Source organism: Sphingobacterium sp. GQ94 (assembly GCF_059758715.1).
This window is the reverse complement of the sequence record NZ_JCAXEC010000018.1, coordinates 33,170-53,084: the sequence shown is the minus strand read 5'-3', so window position 1 is coordinate 53,084 and position 19,915 is coordinate 33,170. Positions and strand designations below refer to the sequence as shown.

At 36.8% G+C, this 19,915-nt stretch carries 16 protein-coding genes; 7 read left to right on the top strand and 9 right to left on the bottom strand.

Going from position 1 to position 19,915, the window contains the following annotated elements:
- Positions 1–7: 7 nt before the first annotated feature.
- From AC6CHH_RS14360 to AC6CHH_RS14325, 8 genes are all read right to left on the bottom strand, one after another.
- Positions 8–1,453 (bottom strand): glycosyltransferase family 2 protein, encoded by a 1,446-nt coding sequence (locus tag AC6CHH_RS14360; protein ID WP_498284065.1) that lies wholly within the window; start codon positions 1,451–1,453, stop codon positions 8–10.
- Positions 1,453–2,562, bottom strand: a complete 1,110-nt coding sequence (locus tag AC6CHH_RS14355; protein WP_498284063.1) for a HEAT repeat domain-containing protein — start codon at positions 2,560–2,562, stop codon at positions 1,453–1,455. The genes AC6CHH_RS14360 and AC6CHH_RS14355 overlap by 1 nt, the downstream gene beginning before the upstream one ends.
- A 6-nt stretch (positions 2,563–2,568) precedes the next feature.
- Positions 2,569–2,922, bottom strand: a complete 354-nt coding sequence (locus AC6CHH_RS14350; protein ID WP_498284061.1) for a response regulator transcription factor — start codon at positions 2,920–2,922, stop codon at positions 2,569–2,571.
- A gap of 139 nt (positions 2,923–3,061) precedes the next feature.
- Positions 3,062–3,703, bottom strand: coding sequence for a response regulator (locus tag AC6CHH_RS14345; protein ID WP_498284059.1), 642 nt, complete (start codon positions 3,701–3,703; stop codon positions 3,062–3,064).
- A gap of 8 nt (positions 3,704–3,711) precedes the next feature.
- The gene (locus AC6CHH_RS14340; RefSeq protein ID WP_498284057.1) at positions 3,712–4,461 is read right to left on the bottom strand and encodes a sensor histidine kinase; all 750 of its coding nucleotides are present in this window, start codon (positions 4,459–4,461) and stop codon (positions 3,712–3,714) included.
- 26 nt (positions 4,462–4,487) lie between these two features.
- Positions 4,488–6,767, bottom strand: a complete 2,280-nt coding sequence (locus AC6CHH_RS14335) for a glycoside hydrolase family 20 protein (protein ID WP_498284055.1) — start codon at positions 6,765–6,767, stop codon at positions 4,488–4,490.
- Positions 6,768–6,909: 142 nt separating this feature from the next.
- Entirely contained in the window at positions 6,910–7,587 is a 678-nt protein-coding gene (locus tag AC6CHH_RS14330; protein WP_498284053.1) for a potassium channel family protein, read from the bottom strand.
- 4 nt (positions 7,588–7,591) lie between these two features.
- Positions 7,592–8,977: a TrkH family potassium uptake protein gene (locus tag AC6CHH_RS14325; protein ID WP_498284051.1), complete on the bottom strand. Its 1,386-nt coding sequence runs from the start codon at positions 8,975–8,977 to the stop codon at positions 7,592–7,594.
- A gap of 288 nt (positions 8,978–9,265) precedes the next feature.
- Here AC6CHH_RS14325 and nhaA point away from each other — a divergent pair, with 288 nt between their 5' ends.
- Entirely contained in the window at positions 9,266–10,444 is a 1,179-nt protein-coding gene (gene nhaA / locus AC6CHH_RS14320) for a Na+/H+ antiporter NhaA (RefSeq protein WP_498284049.1), read from the top strand.
- A 111-nt stretch (positions 10,445–10,555) separates the two neighbouring features.
- Here the strand turns inward: nhaA and AC6CHH_RS14315 are convergent, their stop codons facing one another.
- Positions 10,556–10,741, bottom strand: a complete 186-nt coding sequence (locus AC6CHH_RS14315) for a hypothetical protein (RefSeq protein WP_498284047.1) — start codon at positions 10,739–10,741, stop codon at positions 10,556–10,558.
- Between the two features lie 36 nt (positions 10,742–10,777).
- Between AC6CHH_RS14315 and AC6CHH_RS14310 the strand changes: the two genes are divergently transcribed.
- The 6 genes from AC6CHH_RS14310 to AC6CHH_RS14285 all read left to right on the top strand — a co-directional run bounded on the left by AC6CHH_RS14310 (position 10,778) and on the right by AC6CHH_RS14285 (position 19,866).
- Positions 10,778–10,975 carry a hypothetical protein gene (locus tag AC6CHH_RS14310; RefSeq protein WP_498284045.1) on the top strand — a complete coding sequence of 66 codons (198 nt, stop codon included), beginning with the start codon at positions 10,778–10,780 and terminating at the stop codon, positions 10,973–10,975.
- A 288-nt stretch (positions 10,976–11,263) separates the two neighbouring features.
- Positions 11,264–14,443 carry a SusC/RagA family TonB-linked outer membrane protein gene (locus AC6CHH_RS14305; RefSeq protein WP_498284043.1) on the top strand — a complete coding sequence of 1,060 codons (3,180 nt, stop codon included), beginning with the start codon at positions 11,264–11,266 and terminating at the stop codon, positions 14,441–14,443.
- Between the two features lie 10 nt (positions 14,444–14,453).
- A complete protein-coding gene (locus AC6CHH_RS14300) occupies positions 14,454–16,022 on the top strand; it encodes a RagB/SusD family nutrient uptake outer membrane protein (RefSeq protein WP_498284041.1) in 1,569 nt (522 codons plus the stop codon).
- A 12-nt stretch (positions 16,023–16,034) separates the two neighbouring features.
- Positions 16,035–16,751 carry a hypothetical protein gene (locus tag AC6CHH_RS14295; RefSeq protein WP_498284039.1) on the top strand — a complete coding sequence of 239 codons (717 nt, stop codon included), beginning with the start codon at positions 16,035–16,037 and terminating at the stop codon, positions 16,749–16,751.
- Positions 16,752–16,758: 7 nt separating this feature from the next.
- The gene (locus AC6CHH_RS14290) at positions 16,759–17,820 is read left to right on the top strand and encodes a DUF5007 domain-containing protein (protein WP_498284038.1); all 1,062 of its coding nucleotides are present in this window, start codon (positions 16,759–16,761) and stop codon (positions 17,818–17,820) included.
- A 741-nt stretch (positions 17,821–18,561) separates the two neighbouring features.
- Positions 18,562–19,866, top strand: coding sequence for a dicarboxylate/amino acid:cation symporter (locus tag AC6CHH_RS14285; RefSeq protein WP_498284036.1), 1,305 nt, complete (start codon positions 18,562–18,564; stop codon positions 19,864–19,866).
- Positions 19,867–19,915 lie beyond the last annotated feature (49 nt).

The following is a 19,915-nucleotide window of genomic DNA, read 5'->3' as shown; positions in this document are numbered from 1 at the left end:
AATAACATTAATTTGTGGTGGTCTGGGCGGTGTTAAAGCCTTTGCGTTTCATATTTCCCCAGGTATGCTTTTTTCCAAAAACCTGATAACAATACCCTTTGAGCGAACTAAAAAGAATGATAGGGTGATAGAAGATAGGCTCAATAAAAGCCATCAAGGTCAATCCCAATACCTCAGAAAAAGTCTTGTATTGCCTGAAAACCAACTGATCCCACAGCACAGAGACAATGCTGACAAGCACCATTGAGGTATAGACAAACAGCAAAAGAATAATAGCCGTCGGCCAGTTCACATAGCCCATCAGGATAATATAAATATAATAGGCGATCCCCAGGGTTTCAATCAGTGGAGCAGCGAGTTCGAACAAAAAATTATAAGGAAAAACCACCAGACCCAAACGTTTATATTCAGGATTAAAAAGAACTTTTAAATGGGTAGAAAAGATTTGCCATAATCCTCTAGCCCATCTTACTCTCTGGCGAACGAACACATCAATTCCAGTTGGACCTTCTGTCCAGCATAAGGTCTGGGGAATATAGCGCACAGCATATTCTTTCTGATTTTCAAGACTGTATTTCACCATTCTAACAACCAGGTCCATATCCTCGGCAAATGAATTTGAGTCATATCCTCCTGAATTAATCGCGACATCTTTATTAAAAAGTCCCAAGCCGCCAGAAACATTGGGAACAGCATTGATGTAAGACCATCCCAATTTCCCTAAGGTAAAGGATCGGATATATTCTAATTCCTGAAAACGAGGCAGGAAACTTTTTGGTGTCTTCACCAAGTTTATCATTCCTGCGTCAATCTCACAAGAATTCGCAATCCGCAGTCCAGCACCAACCGCTATCACCGGAATCTTTTCTTCCAAAATTGGATTAATCAGTTTTAATAGTGTATGATTATCCAAAATACAATCCACATCAGTGTTTAGGAAATACGGAAAATGAGCCACATTTAAACCGGCATTTGAAGCATCTGCTTTACATTTACCATTCACTTTATCGACGATAATTAACCTGTTATATGCTTTGTGGGTCGATTTATACACTCCCCGAACCGGTTGAGTTTTGAGAATAGCATTGTATGCGAAATCAACTTTTTGCAAACTAAACTCCTCAATCAAAACAGACAAGGTATCGTCGGTGCTACCATCGTTGACAATAATAACCTCAAAGAGCGGATAATTCAGGGTCAACAACGATCTCACGCTTGGGATAATCGTCACAGATTCATTAAATGCTGGAGCGATAACCGATATTCCTGGAGCAATTGGAGAAGACAAAACCGTATTTCCGTTCCTGAAATGAGTTAAAAATCTGTTTTTCGAGATAACCAGTCTAGACAATAGGACCATCAAAAAATAAAGCACAAACAATACCACGCAGTATGTAAAAACTGCATTTTCATAAAATGTACCCAAATGGCTGAAAAAAGTAGATGTGCTCATTAATATTGAATATAGCTGCTTGCAGCATGGTTTAAAATAATTCTATCTTGTTGGCTGGATTTCTGATATAAATTCTCCAACAAAGAAGCCCCTAGATTTTGATGATTAATAATGGCCTTCGCAGCATATTTTTTCAATTCCATGATGGGTTCATGGTCAAAAATAAATCTCAGAAAACTCAAAGATCCACCACTTCCGATTTTTCCAATGGCCTTTAAAATCTCAATTTTAATCTCAAGGATCTGCTCGTCGTATATATGCACCAGAATTTCCTCGGAATGAACTTGCATAAATTTCCCTAAAGCAGAAATACAATCCTTAAGTAGCTCGTAAGGCGATTCTAATACTAATTTTTCAATCGATTGAACGGCTGAAAATTGTTGAAAGTAAACACTTAACTTGATGCATAATGAGACTAAGCTTAGTTCATTTTCAATTCGAATCCATTGGCTAAAATCGGGGATTTCATTATACTCCTTACTGGTAATGACCTTGAAAAGTTCAAGCTGCTCCATTCCACTCATTGGCTCCTTTAAACTACCGAAGACCTGAGAAATTCCACTATCTTTTAAAGAAACTAAATACCGACGTGTAATTTCTCTGACATATGGATTATTATGTAGGAGAAAATCCTCAGTATTCAAACGAGCATCATAAATCCTCATCTCCATTAATTCCTTAATCGACATCACTATAGCTTGTGAATCAGGACTACCCAAACGAACTATGGCCAGCTCTTGGAGTCCCAATTCCAAATAGATCTGATGAAGAGTGTGTTTAGTTTTACCTGAAAGCTGAGCGCTCAGGTGATAAATTTGTTGGATTAACACTCGTCTGATTCCATTGTTTCTTAAATTGAACTTTTTAAGTTCCTCAATTGTCTTGCTGAAATGTTGATGGCTTTTATTTTCATCGATAATGACCTGTTGAATCAACAGGTTTTGAAATAAATGACCATACCGATCATTCAATTTAGAGAGCCTATACTTACGAAACCGCAACAGACCTATATTGATGTAGGTGATAAGCAAGGCCAGCAAAACAAGCAAAATTACAAGCAGAACCGCCTGAATAAACAGCGGAAAATGGGATAGCTGATTCAAAGACATCTCGTATTAAATTAATCTGGAAATTCTTAATATGAGTTCTGAGGGAGTGAATGGCTTACGGATGTAATCATCTACGCCCATTGCAAATCCATCTTGAATAGATTCCTCTGCATGAGCAGAAGAAATAATAATTGTCGGGGTTTTATGCTGCTGATCGTTTAATTTAGAAATTATTTCCAACCCATTGGAATAGGGCAACATAATGTCCGTTAATACGAGATCAAAAGTTGTATCTGCAATCCTTCCCAAAGCTTCCTTCCCATTTTTTGCTTGGGATACTTTGTACCCACGACTCTCTAATATTGCTGAAATCGTTTTCAACAACATTTGGTCATCCTCTACAACCAATATATGTTTCATATCTTTAATAATTACTTTGGCCCTTAGTCTCTAAAAATTTCTTTTTAGAGCCGTCAGTATCACAAAGATATTTCCTAAAAAGAGGAACTGCAGTAGTACTATTCGGATATTCTTGTAGTAAAAATACGATAGGTAATTATCAGGAAGAGTGATAAATTTTAAATATCTCTATGAGCTCAGGAATCGAGCTGATAGCTAATTTTTTGAATATCCGGGTCTTATGGGTACTTATGGTAGAAATATGGATAAACAGTTTCTTACTAATAAATTTTAAAGAGTCGCCTTGGATCAATAAAGCAGCAATTTCCAGTTCCCTGTCAGTTAGCACTTTCAATGGATTTTCAAACGAATTTTCTTTATTCAAAACATTGCGAACCAAGGTATCCTTGAGTTCAGAGCTAAGGTATGAACCTGTATTTAAGATACTTTGCAGCCCCTTTTCAATTTCTTGTTCATCAGACAATTTATTCAAAAATCCATCCGCACCCTGTCGAATTAAACGCGGAGCAAAAAGGGCTTCATCGGCAGAAGAGAATACCATTACTTTCACAGTAGGTTGTATTCTTTTCACAAACTCCAAGGTAGTTTGAAAGTTACCAGAAGGCATGTTGACATCCATAACCAGGAGGTCAAAGGAATGCTCATTGATCAATCTCAATACAGACGCAAAATCCATCGCATATTCAAAGGCCGCGTTCGGTCTGAGCTTCCTTAGAATTGCTGTTAAGCCTAAATGTATAATTTTATGATCATCCGCGATGAGTACTTTCGTTATTTCCATGCGATGTATTATATAGTGATATAAACCTGGGTACCTTTCTCTAATTCAGATTGTATTTTAATAGTTCCTCCTAATAAAATTAAGGCCTCATTGACCAAAACCAAACCAAGACCTGATCCCATTTCACCTGCTGTGCCTGGTGTAGGTGAGCTATCTAAGGTAAATAATTTACCAAGTGTGTTCTCCGCAATACCAGTCCCAAAATCACGGATGATGATTTGGTGGCACTGTTCTTTTTTTTCAATTTCAACCAAAATCTGTTGCTCTGGAAATGAAAACTTAATGGCATTGTGCAGGATTTTAATTAAAATGCTCTTGAGTATTAAACGATTGCTGAAAACAAAAAATCCCTTGGCACTCTCCATAGAAAGTTTCAACTTTTTTTGTTTTATTTCCACGAAAAAAAATTCGTCAATCTCTTGCAGAACTTCCATGACATTGATATGTTCTCGATCTATAAGGATATTCTGCTGCTCAAACCTTACCCTTGAAAAGGTATCATCCAATATCCTCAAATTCTTATTGGCAATGGTTGTTAATTCTGGAAATAGCTCCCTTAATAAGTCCAAATTCAGGTCCCCACTCCTATATAGAGATTCCATCCAAACTAGGTTACCAAAAAAACCTCTAAAATCATGCACTACTAATGCAAGCCAAGTTTTATTATTTGAATTAGCTCGCTTTAAATCTTCGTTTTTCTTCTCCAGTGCAGCAATATATGCTATTAATTCACTTTTTTCTAGATTTTCCAAATCCATAGAATCCTGTATATTTTTAGATGATTTTACTCAACCCAAATTTCATCACAAGCCATCATTGGTTTTTTTGTCTTATGGAACCGAAATTTTGGTAATTCCTGAAGTGATTGAGCGGTTAACTTTATATAACGTATCCCTCGAATCGTATTCTTAAAAGATAAACTTGCTCTGCTAATCTGATAGTCCTCTAATTGATGATTGGTAAAATTTTTAGCCCCTATCTTGTGAAATTTAGCGCCATCTTTAGACACCCAAACCGTCACATTTTTTGGTGCAAATATCCAATGTCTTGGGTCGACCAAGAAATTTAAAGATACTTTATTAACAGTCTTCTGCTGCAGTAAATCTAAAGATAATTCCATAGGTTTTCCATAGAAACACAACCAATTATAACTAAAATCGTTGTAACCGGGATTACCATCCACCAGTGTTTTCCATCCTTTTCCTCCAAAAGAGGATTCAAAGTCATATTTGGTATCAAATATAACCGCATGAGTGGCTAGATTATTTCTAACTTTTGATTCAAGGATTTCATCCCATTCTTTTTGGTACTCCTGAGGACTCAATCCAGCTTCTGAAATTTCCGTTACATCATTATGGATAGCATTTTTGGTAAAATTGGCTACTTTACCGATCAAACGAGGATTGACAGCCCATTGACCAAGAGCATTTAGTTGGAATATCCCATGGGGTTCAATGCCATAGAATTTTGCCTGTTGAAGATAAACATATTCGTGGCTTAATCTTAACCTTGTAATCCTTTGCTCAAACAATTCGTCTCCTTCCACAGCCCTTTCTGCCTGATCCATAAGCGTGCTGTATAGGTCCATATTTTCTAAGGACAAATATCCCGTCTGATGATGAATTGGATTTCCATAAATAGCTAAGGATTCTTGCCTACTGGCCCGATGCAACGCCATCAGATAGTCCTTTACAGGGACTGACGCTTTCCCATAGTAGCCTTTAAGGAATTCAGACTCGATGGAATCAACATCCAGATCCGGATTCCATAGTAATTTAGCTAAAAGATAGGATTTTAATTCGGCCATTTCTGAATAAGAAGAGCCACTTGACTGGGTAAATATCCCCAATACCTTATGTTTCCTGTAATATTGCATATTTTCCTTGATCGTATACAGATTAGGGAAAGGGGCTAAATAATTTGTAAACTGGGTATAATAATCCCATATAAAAACTTTTTTAGTTTGCTTAAGCCATCCCAGTAGTTGCGATCTGAATGCACTTGCACTTCTCTCGGATGGGATTGAAAAGGTTCGATCAGCATCAATATTGCTTAAAAAAACGGTAAGGTTCTCTACAGGTTTTAAGCTTTGGGTCGGTTTTGCGGTAGTTCCATAGGCAAGCGTGGTAAACTGCTTATCGGGGAAACGTGAAGCAAGCTGATTCACAAAATGAATCAATGAACCTTGAGGTCCGCCTTGTTGCTCGTCCATTTTTTTGCACGCATCACATTCACAGTAAACAGGGTCATCATTTGGACTAATTGACCAGAAGGTGGCCTGGGGATGATTGTGTATTTCATGCGCAATGGATTTAACAGCAATTTCTAACACTTTTGGGTTACTTAAACAAAGCTGATTGGAATGTCTTGCACCGTTAAAAAACGAAAAATATTCAGGATGGTTATTAAAATAAATAGTCGCAGGAACCAACTTATCAAAGCTATGTCCCCATACCCCCCAAAGTTCATCCAACAGGTGCAGTCTATGCCAATCCACATACTCCTGATCCCTTTCGACAGGACTGTAAACTTCCCGGTAAGCAAATGCCGGATTCTCTTTTCGAGTATAGGACTTAGGAATTACTATTTTTTGTTGTTGAACACAAACTACAGGTTCATTTGCATACCATTTACGGCACCCCAATATATCTTCAACAAAACTATAGGCGGCATACAGAATACCTTTAGCGGCTCCTTGGAAGACCAATATTTGCTGGTGCTGTTCAATTGAAAAACTCTCAGGAGGTAAATCTATCGGATATTTATTTGCCAAGTTGGTACCTCCAACACTGATCACCTGATTAAACTGTTTCGCATCATTGGAGGATCCGGGTGTTTCATTCATGATGGGTATTTTGCAACCAGTTACCCGATGAATATACTCTTGAAGGACAGTTGCTGCCTGTACCTCTAAGGTTGAAGGCATTTCAGCCAATAGAATCAGATATGCTGTATTTCCTTTATCCACAAGGGTAATTTGGGCGGATGAGGAATGGTATACAATCAAAGATAAAATCATAGAAAAAGCGTTTCGCATCAGGTGCCTCATAAGCTTACTATTCATTTTTGTGCAATCGGACTAATCGAATAAAAGGCCTGGTTTCCAATTATACGATTCATCAACCCAGGTTAAGAACTAAGGCTTATATAAGACTATTTCCAACCATAAAAGGTTTACTTTATCAATTTTTTAACTTAAAACGATCCTATAAAAACGATTTGATGTGATCATTGTAACCATAAATCACCAAGATATCACCCTCTTCAAGTTTTGTGTCAGGACGAGGTACCCCATGAAGCACGGTCGTGACTACACTTTTCCCAAACAAGGTTTGCTTTTCTGTACTTTTTAATATAGTCAGAACAAGTAATTCGTATTTCTCGCGAAAACGAATTTCCAGAATAGTTTTTCCTATATACTTTTGAGGTACCACGACCTCAACGATAGAATAATTGCTATTTAGCTCAAATGAATCCACCAGGCCGGTCATGCATAGACGTTTGGACCAACGCTCAGCAGACTCCTCCTCGGGATGTGCTATTTCTGAAACTCCTAGGGCCCCTAGCACCTTTTCATGAAGTCTGTTTACGGCCCGACTAATCAAACGCTTCACGTTTGCTTCTTTACAAAGTGCACTGACCATAATGTTTGCACCTTCATCCTCCCCGATAGCAACGACAACCATATCGGTGTTTTTTAGAGGTAAAGATTGGAAGGCTGTTTCATCAGTTGCATCTAAACAAATGGTATGCGTGATTTTTTCCTTCATTGCTGTTACTTTTTCCAAAAGCATATCCACTCCAATGACTTCATTACCTTGAAGGGTAAGTTTTTCAGCTAATGAAGCACCAAAATTGCCTAGTCCTATAATGATAAATTTCATGTAATTAATTTATGGTAAGCTCCTCTGGAGCATATTTATAATGTATATAACGAACTTTCTTCACAAAGGCTATCAATACAGAGAGCATCGTTACCCGGCCAATGAACATCACAATAATCAAGACTATTTTACTTCCGATGACTAGATTCCCTGTAACCCCCAGGGACAAGCCCACTGTACTATAGGCTGAAAAACATTCAAATGAAATATCGAGCAAAGACCGCTCCGGTTCAAAGAAAGATATGGAAAAAACAGCTAATCCAATGACAATCAATGAGAGAAACATGGTCGCAAAAGCTCTTTGAATAGAAATCATCGCAATTTCTCTTCGAAAGATTTCTGTCCGATCCTTTCCTCTTGCTAGACTGAAGGCATTCAGAACGGCCACAGCAAAAGTGCTTGTTTTAATCCCTCCACCTGTAGAATTGGGTGATGCACCAATCCACATTAGCAACATCACGAATAAAATACTAGAAAAGTGGAGCTGAGCGAAATCAATGCTATTGTAGCCAGCCGTTCGCGGTGTGGTTGCTGTCGCAAAAGCAATAACCCATTTTCCAATTCCCCTATGCTCACTAAAAACATGATCATATTCATTGACATATAGAATTAGTGTGGCAAGCACGGAAATGATTCCAGTGGTAATTAAATTAATTTTGCTATTTATCGTGACCACCCACGGTCGGTAAAAGTTCTCTCTTGATGTCCATTTTTTAAATAACCTGTTTTTTAGGTGTTTCATATATTTAAGCACATTGATCACAATGGGAAAACCTAAACCACCGAAAATATAAATTGAGGCGACAATAAACTGAAAACTATAATTGAACAGAACGCTCTCATCCATTAACCCTTTAGGAAGTAGCGAAAACCCGGCATTGCAAAAAGAAGAAATGGAATGGAACAAGGAGAAAAAAACACGTTCACTAAAAGTTGCCTCAGCAAGTGCGTCTCCCAGACTCAAATAAATAGCAATGGCACCTACTAGTTCAATCCCAAAAGTAATCAAAATAGTGCGTTTGAGTAACACAAACACTTCTCCCAATCGATTAGTATTCGAGAAATCTCGAATAGCCAGCTGATTCTCATAGCTACTGCCCCCTTTTAGGAAGTATGTGAATAATCCCGCAAATGACAAAATACCAATTCCTCCGGCTTGAATCAACAACATGATGAAAACCTGACCCCAAATCGTAAAGTGGCTCGCAGTGTCAACAACCACAAGCCCGGTTACACATACAGCACTGGTTGCTGTAAATAGGGCATCAATTAGAGGCAAAGGTTGCTTTAAAGCAAAAGGAAGAGAAAGTAAAAGTGTCCCCAGCAGGATGAGTCCTAGGAAACTGGATATAAATAATTGTGCTGGATTAAAAAATCGTCTTTTGATCACGCTTGCAAAAATATGGCATAAAGCTAAAAAAAAATATAGACTTCCAACATCTTATAGCTTTTGTGTTCAATTTTAGAAATATGCTAGTCTTTTGTATGGCTAGAGAATTAATGTTATTGACATATCATTTCAGATAATTATAAATATAATCTATACACTATTTTCAGTGAATAAGCAGAGATTTCCCTATTTTGCGGGAATCCTCCGCGACACAAATAGAATTTTGTTGCGTGAACAATCAACTTCTTGACCGGGGAATGTTGATTAAAATAATTAAAAAGAAGTATCATGAACCAATTAATCAATTTAACAGTCTTCAGGAATTTTTTTAAATCAAGCAATGCAGGAGGTGTACTTCTGTTTATTTGCGTGATTTTAGCGATGATAATAGCCAACACACCGCTAAGTACCAGCTTACAATCCCTATTAGACTTCGAATTTGGCTATGAATCAGAATCAGTTCATCTTAAATACAGTTTACTTCTTTGGGTAAACGATGGATTGATGGCCATATTTTTCCTGTTAGTTGGTTTGGAAATCAAAAGAGAAATAGTCGAAGGAGAGCTTTCTTCTCCTAAAAAGGCATCACTCCCCATTTTGTGTGCAATTGGAGGAGCTGTTATACCCGCTCTAATTTACCTAAGTCTGAATGCTGGTCAACAAACAGCCGATGGCTGGGGAATTCCTATGGCGACCGATATAGCGTTCGCATTAGCCGTCATTGGGCTTCTGGGAGACCGAATCCCAGCCAGTTTAAAAATATTTCTAGCAGCCTTAGCTATTGTTGATGACTTAATTGCAATCCTGGTTATTGCCTTCTTTTATTCCTCAGGAATCGAAATGGGGTATTTACTCTATGCAGGAATCGGGATGGTTGTTCTATTCATCATGAACAGATTAAACATACAAAATCCATACCTCTACCTTTTGCCTGGTGCATTCATTTGGTATTTTGTACATCATTCAGGAATTCACGCAACAATTGCAGGTGTTTTAGTAGCAATGACTATTCCTACTAATGACACTTCTGTTGAATCTCCCCTAGAACGCTTAGAACATGCATTGGTTAAACCGGTTAATTTTCTAATTATTCCTTTGTTCGCCTTTGCCAATACCAACATTACATTGGAAGCCGAAATGGTTAACGGGTTAACGGCACCATTAGGCCTAGGAATTAGTTTAGGCCTCATAGCAGGAAAACCAATAGGTATATTTTTAACTGCATTTATTTGTAATAAACTAAAAGTCAGCAGTCTGCCAGAAGGATCATCTTATAGACACGTCATAGGGGTTGGATTATTAGCTGGAATTGGATTTACGATGTCCATTTTTATAGCCATTCTATCTTTTAATGATGTGCAACAAATCAATGAAGCCAAGTTGTCAATTTTAATCAGCTCTATTGTTGCCGGGATTCTTGGTTATTTATTTTTAAGTGCCGCAAATAATAAAAAAGTACAGGCATAAAATGAACATACCTTCAGGAAACTGAATATCTGCAGAATAACTTTAATAATCTAGCCTTGTTAAACCAACGCTAGATTATTTCTATGCTACATGATTGGCCAATTGGTTCATTTACCGCTTATTCAGCTTGATTAATTCAACCGCCTTGGTTACTCCAGGCTCTTTTGTGATTTTTTTTTTGAATCTAATATTCCCCCAAAAATACTGGTCTCTAAAGGGGATGGATACGGCTTTCAGGTTTGGAAATAATTTATCATAGGGAGCAGATTCAATCACTTTAATATCCAGATTGTCCATCAATTTTTCTGTGTCTTAAAATCTCCAACCTTTACAATGATTATCCTTAGTTTTAACTCTTTTGACATTTTCAGAATTGCTTTCGACAAATCGATTTTGGTTTCAAAAGTCATGCTTCCAAATGTAATTAAAAGTGGGGCTGATTCTTTTTTATTGGGTTCTAGCAAATCTTTGTCCAAGACAGATGAGGCCGGTGTAGTCCAAAATCCAGTAAAATGGGCACTATCCGGATAATCCTTAGGTTTTCAAAGATAGCGTTCGCCCGAGAACATGAAATCGTCTGTTTCTTTTAGATTCATTAAGTTGCGGAGCAAATCAATTGCATAACATTAAATAAAAAGGTACTTGTTACAAACAGTAAAAATAGGGCAATCGATTGCCCTATTTGTTTTTCTCTGAAACAATCGATTGCGAAATAAGGTGTATTTAAATATAACATATTGGTGATTTGGAATTAAAATAATACTATCTCATTTTAGCCTTAATAATAAAACCAAATAGAAATTTAATTAACCCTTTTTTATGAATCTAATCTTACACAGATTATTATTGAGGTTCAAGGAAGTTGTCTTATTCCTTTTGATCCTACTCTGTTGCAGCGTTTCTGCAACGGCACAACAAAAAGTTTCTGGTGTTGTTTCCGGCGATAGTAGACCACTGCCCGGCGTTACAATTAGGTTGAAGAAAACCAATAAGGCCATTGGAGCAACAAAAACTGATGGTACTTATGAAGTGAGTGTTGATGGAACTGATATTCTGTTATTCGATCTGATAGGTTTTCAACGTTCAGAAGTGCCGGTGGAAAACCGAAGTGTCATTAATGTTGTAATGACCGAATCATCGAACGCCTTGGAAGAAACTATTGTTACGGGTTATACCACGATTGACCGTCGGAAAACTACAGGTTCAATCTCAAGTATAACAGCTAAAGACATCGAAAATTTACCTGCAGCAAGTATTGATGTGCTATTACAGGGTAAATTACCGGGCGTAAATGTCCAGAATTTTACCGGTATGCCAGGTGTAAAAACGTCCTTAGTAATTCGTGGAAATGCAAATATTCCAAGGTCAAATGACGCGTTCGATGCTGATAATTTAACCAGTAACCCATTGTATGTTATTGATGGGGTTCCAATTGCAGATGATGAATTAAGAGCATTCAATGTAACAGGAACTAATTTTTTATCCTCTTTAAATCCTAATGATATTGAATCTGTAGACGTTTTGAAAGATGCGTCTGCTGCTGCATTATATGGAGCCAGAGCGAATAATGGAGTCATCTTGGTTAAAACCAAAAGAGGCCGAATTGGGAAACCTCGGATCAGTGTGAATACTTATCAAGGGATAGTCGCTCGACCAGAAAAATTAAACACCTTGTTGGGTGTGGCAGAAAGAAATCAAAAGCTGGATTTATTATATCGTTATGGGACTTTGTCTCAACAAAGTAATATTCCAATTATGCTAACGGATAGTTTGAACCCGGCTTTTAATAATAACACGGATTATCAGGAATTATTTTTTCAAAATGGTGGCGTTCAGAACTATGATCTTTCTGTTTCTGGAGGTACTGAACACTTGAATTATAGAATTAGTGGTGGTTTGTATAACGAGAAGGGTATCGTGATCAATACTGGTTTTAAGCGTTATTCATTTACCAGTAATGTAAATTTTAACTTTTCAAAATCATTAGAATTATTGACGAACCTTAAAGTATCCTCTGCAAATAGGAAGGAAGGAAGAGGAACTACTGATTTTGTGAGAAATAATTCTTATCGAAATGTATTTGCCGTTAATCCTATCAATATGTACTCATCCCTTTATCGACTAGAGGGCATGGATTTGGATGGTTTGATAAACCCCTACAACCATCAGCGAAATGATAACATTAATTTTGATTTAAGCGGAGTTGGTGAATTACGTTATACTTTCCTAAATGACTTTAGGCTAAGTACTAGAAGTATCATTAATTATTCTACCGCAAAAAATGATTTCTTCTCTCCAACCTATATGAATAGCGATGGTTTGGCAGCGGGTAAATCGACCTATACACAATTTAGAAAATACTTATTGACCAACAATTTATTATGGACAAAGACTTTTTCTGATGTTCATAATTTTACTGCCAATTTTATCCAAGAGTTTGAGACCAGAACCAATCAGGCTTTGTTCTTATTAGGAAGTGGCATTCCGAATGACAATATCCAGGTAATTAAAGGGATTAAAAGTGGTAACCTAAATGGTTATTCTGATTTATCATCCTATTCAAAACTATCGTTTTTAGGAGCCTTCCATTATGATTATGATAGTAGATACTTACTAGATGCGGTTTGGAGAAAGGATGCCTCATCAAGATTTGGGAAGAATAATAAATGGGGTGATTTCCCATCATTGGCTATCGGATGGATCATCTCGAATGAGTCATTCACAAACGATTTGACCTGGATGAACGAATTGAAGTTAAGAGCAAGTTGGGGTAAAACTGGTGATGAGTCTTCGATTGGTGATAATGATCGTTATAATGCTTATATCCCTGGAGATGGCACTTATACTGGGTCAGGAAATTCCAACACATATGGAGGTCAAACTTCGGTTATTCCAAATTATGCAGGTATCACAAATGATAATATTACATGGCAAGAGACAGAAACCTGGAACCTTGGTTTAGATGGCGCATTATTCAGTAATCGATTGTTCTTCAATATTGATGCATATACCCGTGAGACTTCTGGTCAAATGTTAAGCATTACTATCCCGGAATACACAGGATATCTAAGTACATTTACAAATGCTGCATCAGTTCGAAATTCAGGAATTGAACTAAATGTTGGTGGCCGAGTCCTTCCAAATGAAAGTGAGTTTCAGTGGACACCTTCCCTAAATTTAGCATTCAATAAAAACATGGTTACCGCTTTGCCGAATAATAATAGAGATATCTATTATGATCGTGCGGTGTATGTGGTTGGTAAACCATTGAATATGTATTATGGTTTTTTAGTTGATGGTGCAATTAGCTCAGGTAATGATATTATTGTCAATCCATATACGGGACAAGTTGGAAGTACAAAATGGGGGGTATTAAAGCCAGGCTATGCCAATTGGGTGGATGTAAATGGAGATTATAAAATTTCTGATGCAATTGGTGAAGACGATAGAACATTCTTTGGAGACCCTAACCCCAAAGTTGTGGGCGGTTTCACCAACCTGTTCTCTTACAAAGATTTTTCCCTTCAAATATTGACAACATTTACTTTAGGTAGAGATATAATGAATCAATCATTCGCTCAGCGGATGTCTAATAGTTTCTTCTATGCAAATCCATTTGATCTGGCAAGAAGATCAATTGGGGATATGGAACAATACAGCTACTGGAAACAGGAGGGAGACAATGCTCAATATCCGGCATTTAATCCTTACTTGGCGTTATATACCTGGAGAACAGGACAATCAATGTTTATGGAACCTGGATGGTATGTAAGGATTAAGAACATCAATTTAACTTACCGTTTTGATCCTGCCAAACATGGTTGGATGAGTAGAGCAAAACTAAATACCATGAGATTGTATGCTACTATGGACAATGTCTTGATGTTCCAAAAGTTTTCGGGCATTGATGCAGAACGAGTAGACAGTCAAGGGTATGATATGGCAGATGGGTATCCATTGCCAAAGAAATTTACTTTAGGTATTCAGTTTGATTTTTAATAGTTTCAATATGAAAGGAAAAATATTTATTAAATATATAACAGGAATCTGTTTGTTAGCAAGTACTAGCTTGACACAAACTTCTTGTGAAAAAGATTTGGCGAATGTATTGAAGAACGATACATATAGCAATGTTTATTGGAAGAACCAGTCCGATGTTGAGGGTGCAGTAAATGGTACTTATGCTTTGTTTAGAAAGGCGATGACCAACAACCAGGCATTTTTCATTTGGGGCGATATGCCTATCGGTAAATTGATTACCAATAACAACTCAAATCACAATGGGATTTACAACGGGAATTTTACTACACCATATCGTGAAGAAGGAGTTTCCAACTGGACAAACTGGTATAGAATTATTGATCTTGCCAATTTGATTATTGAGAAGACGCCGGAAATTCCGGATAGTCAGTTTGCTGATGGTCAGAAAAACTACCTATTGGGTCAAGGATATTATATGCGCGCGCTAAGTTATTTCTATATGACGAGAGTTTGGGGGGATTTGCCTTTGCAAACCGAGCCGACAGAGACAGCAGATGATGCGGAATATAAGACAACAACACCGAGTGAAAAAATCCTAGAACTGGTCATTAGTGACGCTCAAAAAGCATCATCTCTAATGGACTGGGAAACGGTAAATCAATCAGGAAGAAGAAAAGGAAATAAAGGGGCTGCTTTAGCTTTATTAGCTCATGCAAATGCATTTCAAAATGATTATGCACAAACTGTTTTATATGCAGATTCGGTAATTAGTCAATCAAGCTTATTTTCTCTTCAACCCGGTGGTTCTGTAAAAGATCTATTTAAAGATGCGACTGCAAAAGAGAACATTTTTGTATTGACAACTAAGGATGCTGAAAATGAATCTTCCGCAGACACTGGAAATCCGTTTACAAATAGCATCATGTTTATTACCTTAAGCAATTTACAGTATGTTGGCTTTCCTAATTCTCTTCCTCTATACTTTATTGATGGTAGTCGATTTAATAACCTATATACGGATGTTAATGATCAAAGAAGAGTTGATTTCTATTCAAAATTTGATACGGGGCCAGTTACAGATGACAATTCGGCAAATGTGGATCGAATATCACTTACTAAGTATGCGAACTTTGTTTATAAAAATGCGGCGACTTTTAGTGATGTACGAGCAGAAAGCAACCTCATCGTATTCCGATTAGCCGATATTATCTTGTTAAAAGCTGAAGCTTTAAATTACTTAAACAGAGATCTCGAAGCTAAAAATTTGGTAAATGTTATTAGAAAGCGTTCTTCAGCAAGCGAAATTAATCCAAATTTAGTTGGAACAGAATTGCTTACCGAGATTTTAAACGAAAGACAACGAGAATTAATTGGGGAAGGACATGCCTATTTCGATATCGTTCGTAATATTTGGAAACGAAAAAACACTTCAGATTTTAAGTTTAATGTTTCGAGTTTATTGAAGTGGAGTATTGGTGGAACCAATGCCAATGAAGATAGATTTTCCTTAAAAGGATATCGATTCCCTATCCATAATTCAATTTTAAATGCTAACAAAGACATTACTCAAATTCCTTACTGGATGGGTAAGTACTAAAATATTCATATCATGAAATTTCAAAAATTTATATTCTTTACACTGCCGGCAATTTTACTTTTGTTTTCCTCATGCCAGAAAGATACAATCGTAGATGGTGGAGTGAGTAATCCTCAAGTAAATATGACAACCTATGATTATTTAAAGTCACATCCACGCGGATTGTTTGATACTTTATTATTAATCATTGACAAAGGTCAAATGAAGGAAATAATTAATAGTAAAGGAACTTTTTTTGTCCCTACTGATTACAGCATCAAATCTTATTTGACTGTTCGTCAAGCTGAGGTCAGAAAAATAGATGAAAGAAAGGATTATACTTTAGATTCTTTGTTTAAATATTATTCGCCAACGATGCTAAAGGATTCCATGTCTGTTTATTTCTTTGCTCAAGATATTGAAAGAGAAAATTTGGATGCGAATGGAAAAGAGTTTTCAAGTAGCTTGAGTCCTTATAAATTCTTAATCACTCTTGAGGATCATAACAATGATGATTACAATGCAGGGGGAATCATCACCAATCGTCCGAAGTTTATGTTTTTTAATCGAATTATTGGTGAAAAAGATGTAATTATCGGGGGAGTTCGTAAAGACCCGAGCAATGATAATAGTAAAAATGATTTGCGAAATGTTCTTCAAACAACAGGAGTTATTTCTAATACAGGAATAATTCATGTGATAGAGAATTCACACACCTGGTTAAGAAGTATAAAATTTAATGTTAACTAAGTAAACAATGAAAATCATATATAAAATTTCGATACTAACTTTGATTCTTCTGACAACAATTATTGCGGGTTGTAAGAAGGTTGAGGTAGGATACCTAAGCGATAATATTCGTTATGGTTCCAACCCAGTAACCGTAGACCGAGGTGTGTTTAAAATTGTAACTGGTATTATCCCAGATAATTCTACTCCCCCTTTTAAAATCACCTTACTTGATGTAAGAAATAAGGAAACCGGGAAAACAGAAGAGTCCTTTTTTAAAGAGTCGGAAATTACGGTTTGGAAGGAGAAATATGACCCTACATCGGATACGACTTTGGCATTGATTGAGGCTAAGCGGAAAAAAGAACTGAGTTTACCGCTGAAGATTATTGAAAAAAGCGGTCAATTGATGTTTACTCAAGCAACAGAGAATGTACCTGTAGGTGAATACTTATTGGATATTGAAGTTCAAAATCCCAATGGAACCAAACAGTACACAGGTATTACCACGATAAAAGTGAATAGTCCAGTAATTTTTGAACATACTACTGCTCCTTATTTTATTTTAGTCGATCCTGCAAATGGAAATAGTATCCGTTACCCGCATGATGTTGATTGGTTCGATATGAGTAAACAGCAAAGTGCAAATATAAAATTTAATATTACAAGAGATCCGGGTGGACCTAATCAAGTGATATTGAAGGTTTATGACAAAAATGGTAATTTATTCCCTGGGAAAGCATTGGAAAGGAGACCAAGTGGAGATTCTTTCTTAAATACATTAGAGACATTTGCATACAAAACAACAGTTACGGATACTGCAGTAATTTATGATTATGCTCAGGCCCGTTTCCCGGATGTTTATTGGGATTCACAACCGAATAATATTTTGAGTTATTATAGAATTTACGACAAATGGATAGAATCTGCTGATTATGTAGATGGATGGAATCCACCTAATTCTATTACCTATAAAACAGATCCAAAATCTTATATTCTTCAGTTGAGATTCGGTTTGAAATTTAACTTACCTGGAACTTATGTTTGTGAAATGCATTTAACTGCGACAAAAAAACCTGGAGTAAAATAAAATTTTGAAGTCCTAAAACTTAAAGGCGACCTCTGGTAAAATAGATGTCGCCTTTTTATTTTGGTACAGAAAATACCTTCCCGTCCTTTGACAATGCTGCATATTTTCAACAATAATTTTCGGAATATCCAAGAGCATCACCTTTGACGATGTAGCAGTTTTCTTTCTGCGAACAATAATCCACTGGTTTCCGTCAACGGAATCTTGAATATTGCTGCTTTTAAGTCCTTTGATCTGAATAGGAAAGACCTATAAAGCAAAACGTTGATTTTTTGTCGTTTCCATACTCACAATTCTTAATGATAAAATTAAACTTATGTGAGCTACGGAACAATAGGAAAAACTATGCAGAAATCTGAAATACAGTATTTTAAAACAATTCTTTGTAATATTTAAAAGTAACGTTTTAGTAATCTTACTTTTGCCATACCTCACTCCCAAAAAATCACAAAACAGTTGTAAAGTCTTTATTTACAACCGTTTTGTCTGTTATTAATCTTTGATGTATTTTTATTGAGACTTTATTTTAAAAATCTTAAACAAAGAATTGACAACACTGAAATACAGAAGGTTAAGTCATATTCTGAATTTTTATTAATCGTTAGGAGTTCAATAGCCTTCTGATTAATTTCATTTTTTAAACTATTTGGTTACCTTGTATATCCCCCTCATTATAATTTTCGAAAAGATTATAATTATGACCTGTATAAATTAGATTGATGAAACTAACGAAAGAGAAAAATGAAAAAAATAGAACTACATTGGCAAATTTTAATTGGCATATTAATGGGGATTCTCATTGGATTCATCGGCACTCAATTTGAAGGTGGCATACAGTTCATTCTCGATTGGATCAAGCCATTTGGCACTATATTCATCAATCTTTTAAAGCTGATTGCAATTCCATTAATCATCGTTTCGCTAATTAAGGGAGTTTCAGATTTAAAAGATATCACACAGCTCTCAAGCCTTGGTCTACGTACCTTCAGTTTGTATATTTTAACGACGTTAATTGCCGTAAGCATTGGCCTGTTGTTGGTGAACCTAATTCAACCCGGAAATTTTATAGCAGAAAGTACCCGGGAACAGATGCTGCAATCCTTTGGTAGTGACGTACAAAGCAAGGTTGAGCTGGCGAACGTGACCAAAGAAAGCAGAGGGCCGCTGCAGATGCTCGTCGATATCGTGCCGGAGAATATTTTTTTATCCGCTTCCTCGAACAGCAACATGTTACAGATTATATTCTTTAGCCTGTTAACTGGAATAGCTATTCTGTCCCTGCCTTTGAACCGAATCAGAGCCTTCAAGGATGTGATGGATTCGGCCAACGATATCGTATTGAAAGTGGTCGATTTAATTATGCTGCTCGCACCATATGGGGTCTTTGCGCTGATCGCCGCACTGATTGCTGAATCTCCGTCTATCGATGTTTTTAAGGCTTTAGGTATGTATGCCTTTACCGTAATATTAGGCCTAATCATTTTGGTTTATGGAGTCTATTCCTTATTTATTTATTTTCTCGGCAAAATGAATATTATACGCTTTTTTAAAGCGATCTCTCCAGCACAGTTGCTGGGTTTTTCAACAAGTTCAAGCGCTGCTACATTACCCGTGACAATGGATTGTGCTAAAGATAACTTACATATTCGCAAAGATGTGTTGAGTTTTGTATTACCCATTGGAGCCACCATTAATATGGACGGAACCTGCCTTTACCAAGGTGTTGCGGCCATATTTATTGCACAGGTGATGGGTTATGATTTGACGACTGCCCAGCAATTGAGTGTCATAGCCACGGCAACATTGGCTTCAATCGGGGCTGCTGCTGTCCCAGGAGCTGGGATTCTGATGTTAGTAATTGTTCTGGAATCAATAGGGGTTAATCCTGCGGGAATTGCCTTAATATTCGCCATAGATAGACCCTTAGACATGTTACGAACCTCTGTGAATGTCACTGGGGACTTAATGGTAGCCTTAATCATGAATAGGTACAGCAAAACCCAAGTCCTTACCTTGCAGGATGAGTTAAAAAACGAGTTAGAATAGGCCAATTATTGCTGTCCGAAAGAGAATAAAAATATATATTTACTTAGAA

Bases quoted from the DNA above. Each gene is read 5' to 3' on its own strand.
- AC6CHH_RS14360 (WP_498284065.1), bottom strand. From the start codon at position 1,453: ATGAGCACATCTACTTTTTTCAGCCATTTGGGTACATTTTATGAAAAT.
- AC6CHH_RS14355 (WP_498284063.1), bottom strand. From the start codon at position 2,562: ATGTCTTTGAATCAGCTATCCCATTTTCCGCTGTTTATTCAGGCGGTT.
- AC6CHH_RS14350 (WP_498284061.1), bottom strand. From the start codon at position 2,922: ATGAAACATATATTGGTTGTAGAGGATGACCAAATGTTGTTGAAAACG.
- AC6CHH_RS14345 (WP_498284059.1), bottom strand. From the start codon at position 3,703: ATGGAAATAACGAAAGTACTCATCGCGGATGATCATAAAATTATACAT.
- AC6CHH_RS14340 (WP_498284057.1), bottom strand. From the start codon at position 4,461: ATGGATTTGGAAAATCTAGAAAAAAGTGAATTAATAGCATATATTGCT.
- AC6CHH_RS14335 (WP_498284055.1), bottom strand. From the start codon at position 6,767: ATGAATAGTAAGCTTATGAGGCACCTGATGCGAAACGCTTTTTCTATG.
- AC6CHH_RS14330 (WP_498284053.1), bottom strand. From the start codon at position 7,587: ATGAAATTTATCATTATAGGACTAGGCAATTTTGGTGCTTCATTAGCT.
- nhaA (WP_498284049.1), top strand. From the start codon at position 9,266: ATGAACCAATTAATCAATTTAACAGTCTTCAGGAATTTTTTTAAATCA.
- AC6CHH_RS14315 (WP_498284047.1), bottom strand. From the start codon at position 10,741: ATGGACAATCTGGATATTAAAGTGATTGAATCTGCTCCCTATGATAAA.
- AC6CHH_RS14310 (WP_498284045.1), top strand. From the start codon at position 10,778: ATGATTATCCTTAGTTTTAACTCTTTTGACATTTTCAGAATTGCTTTC.
- AC6CHH_RS14305 (WP_498284043.1), top strand. From the start codon at position 11,264: ATGAATCTAATCTTACACAGATTATTATTGAGGTTCAAGGAAGTTGTC.
- AC6CHH_RS14300 (WP_498284041.1), top strand. From the start codon at position 14,454: ATGAAAGGAAAAATATTTATTAAATATATAACAGGAATCTGTTTGTTA.
- AC6CHH_RS14295 (WP_498284039.1), top strand. From the start codon at position 16,035: ATGAAATTTCAAAAATTTATATTCTTTACACTGCCGGCAATTTTACTT.
- AC6CHH_RS14290 (WP_498284038.1), top strand. From the start codon at position 16,759: ATGAAAATCATATATAAAATTTCGATACTAACTTTGATTCTTCTGACA.
- AC6CHH_RS14285 (WP_498284036.1), top strand. From the start codon at position 18,562: ATGAAAAAAATAGAACTACATTGGCAAATTTTAATTGGCATATTAATG.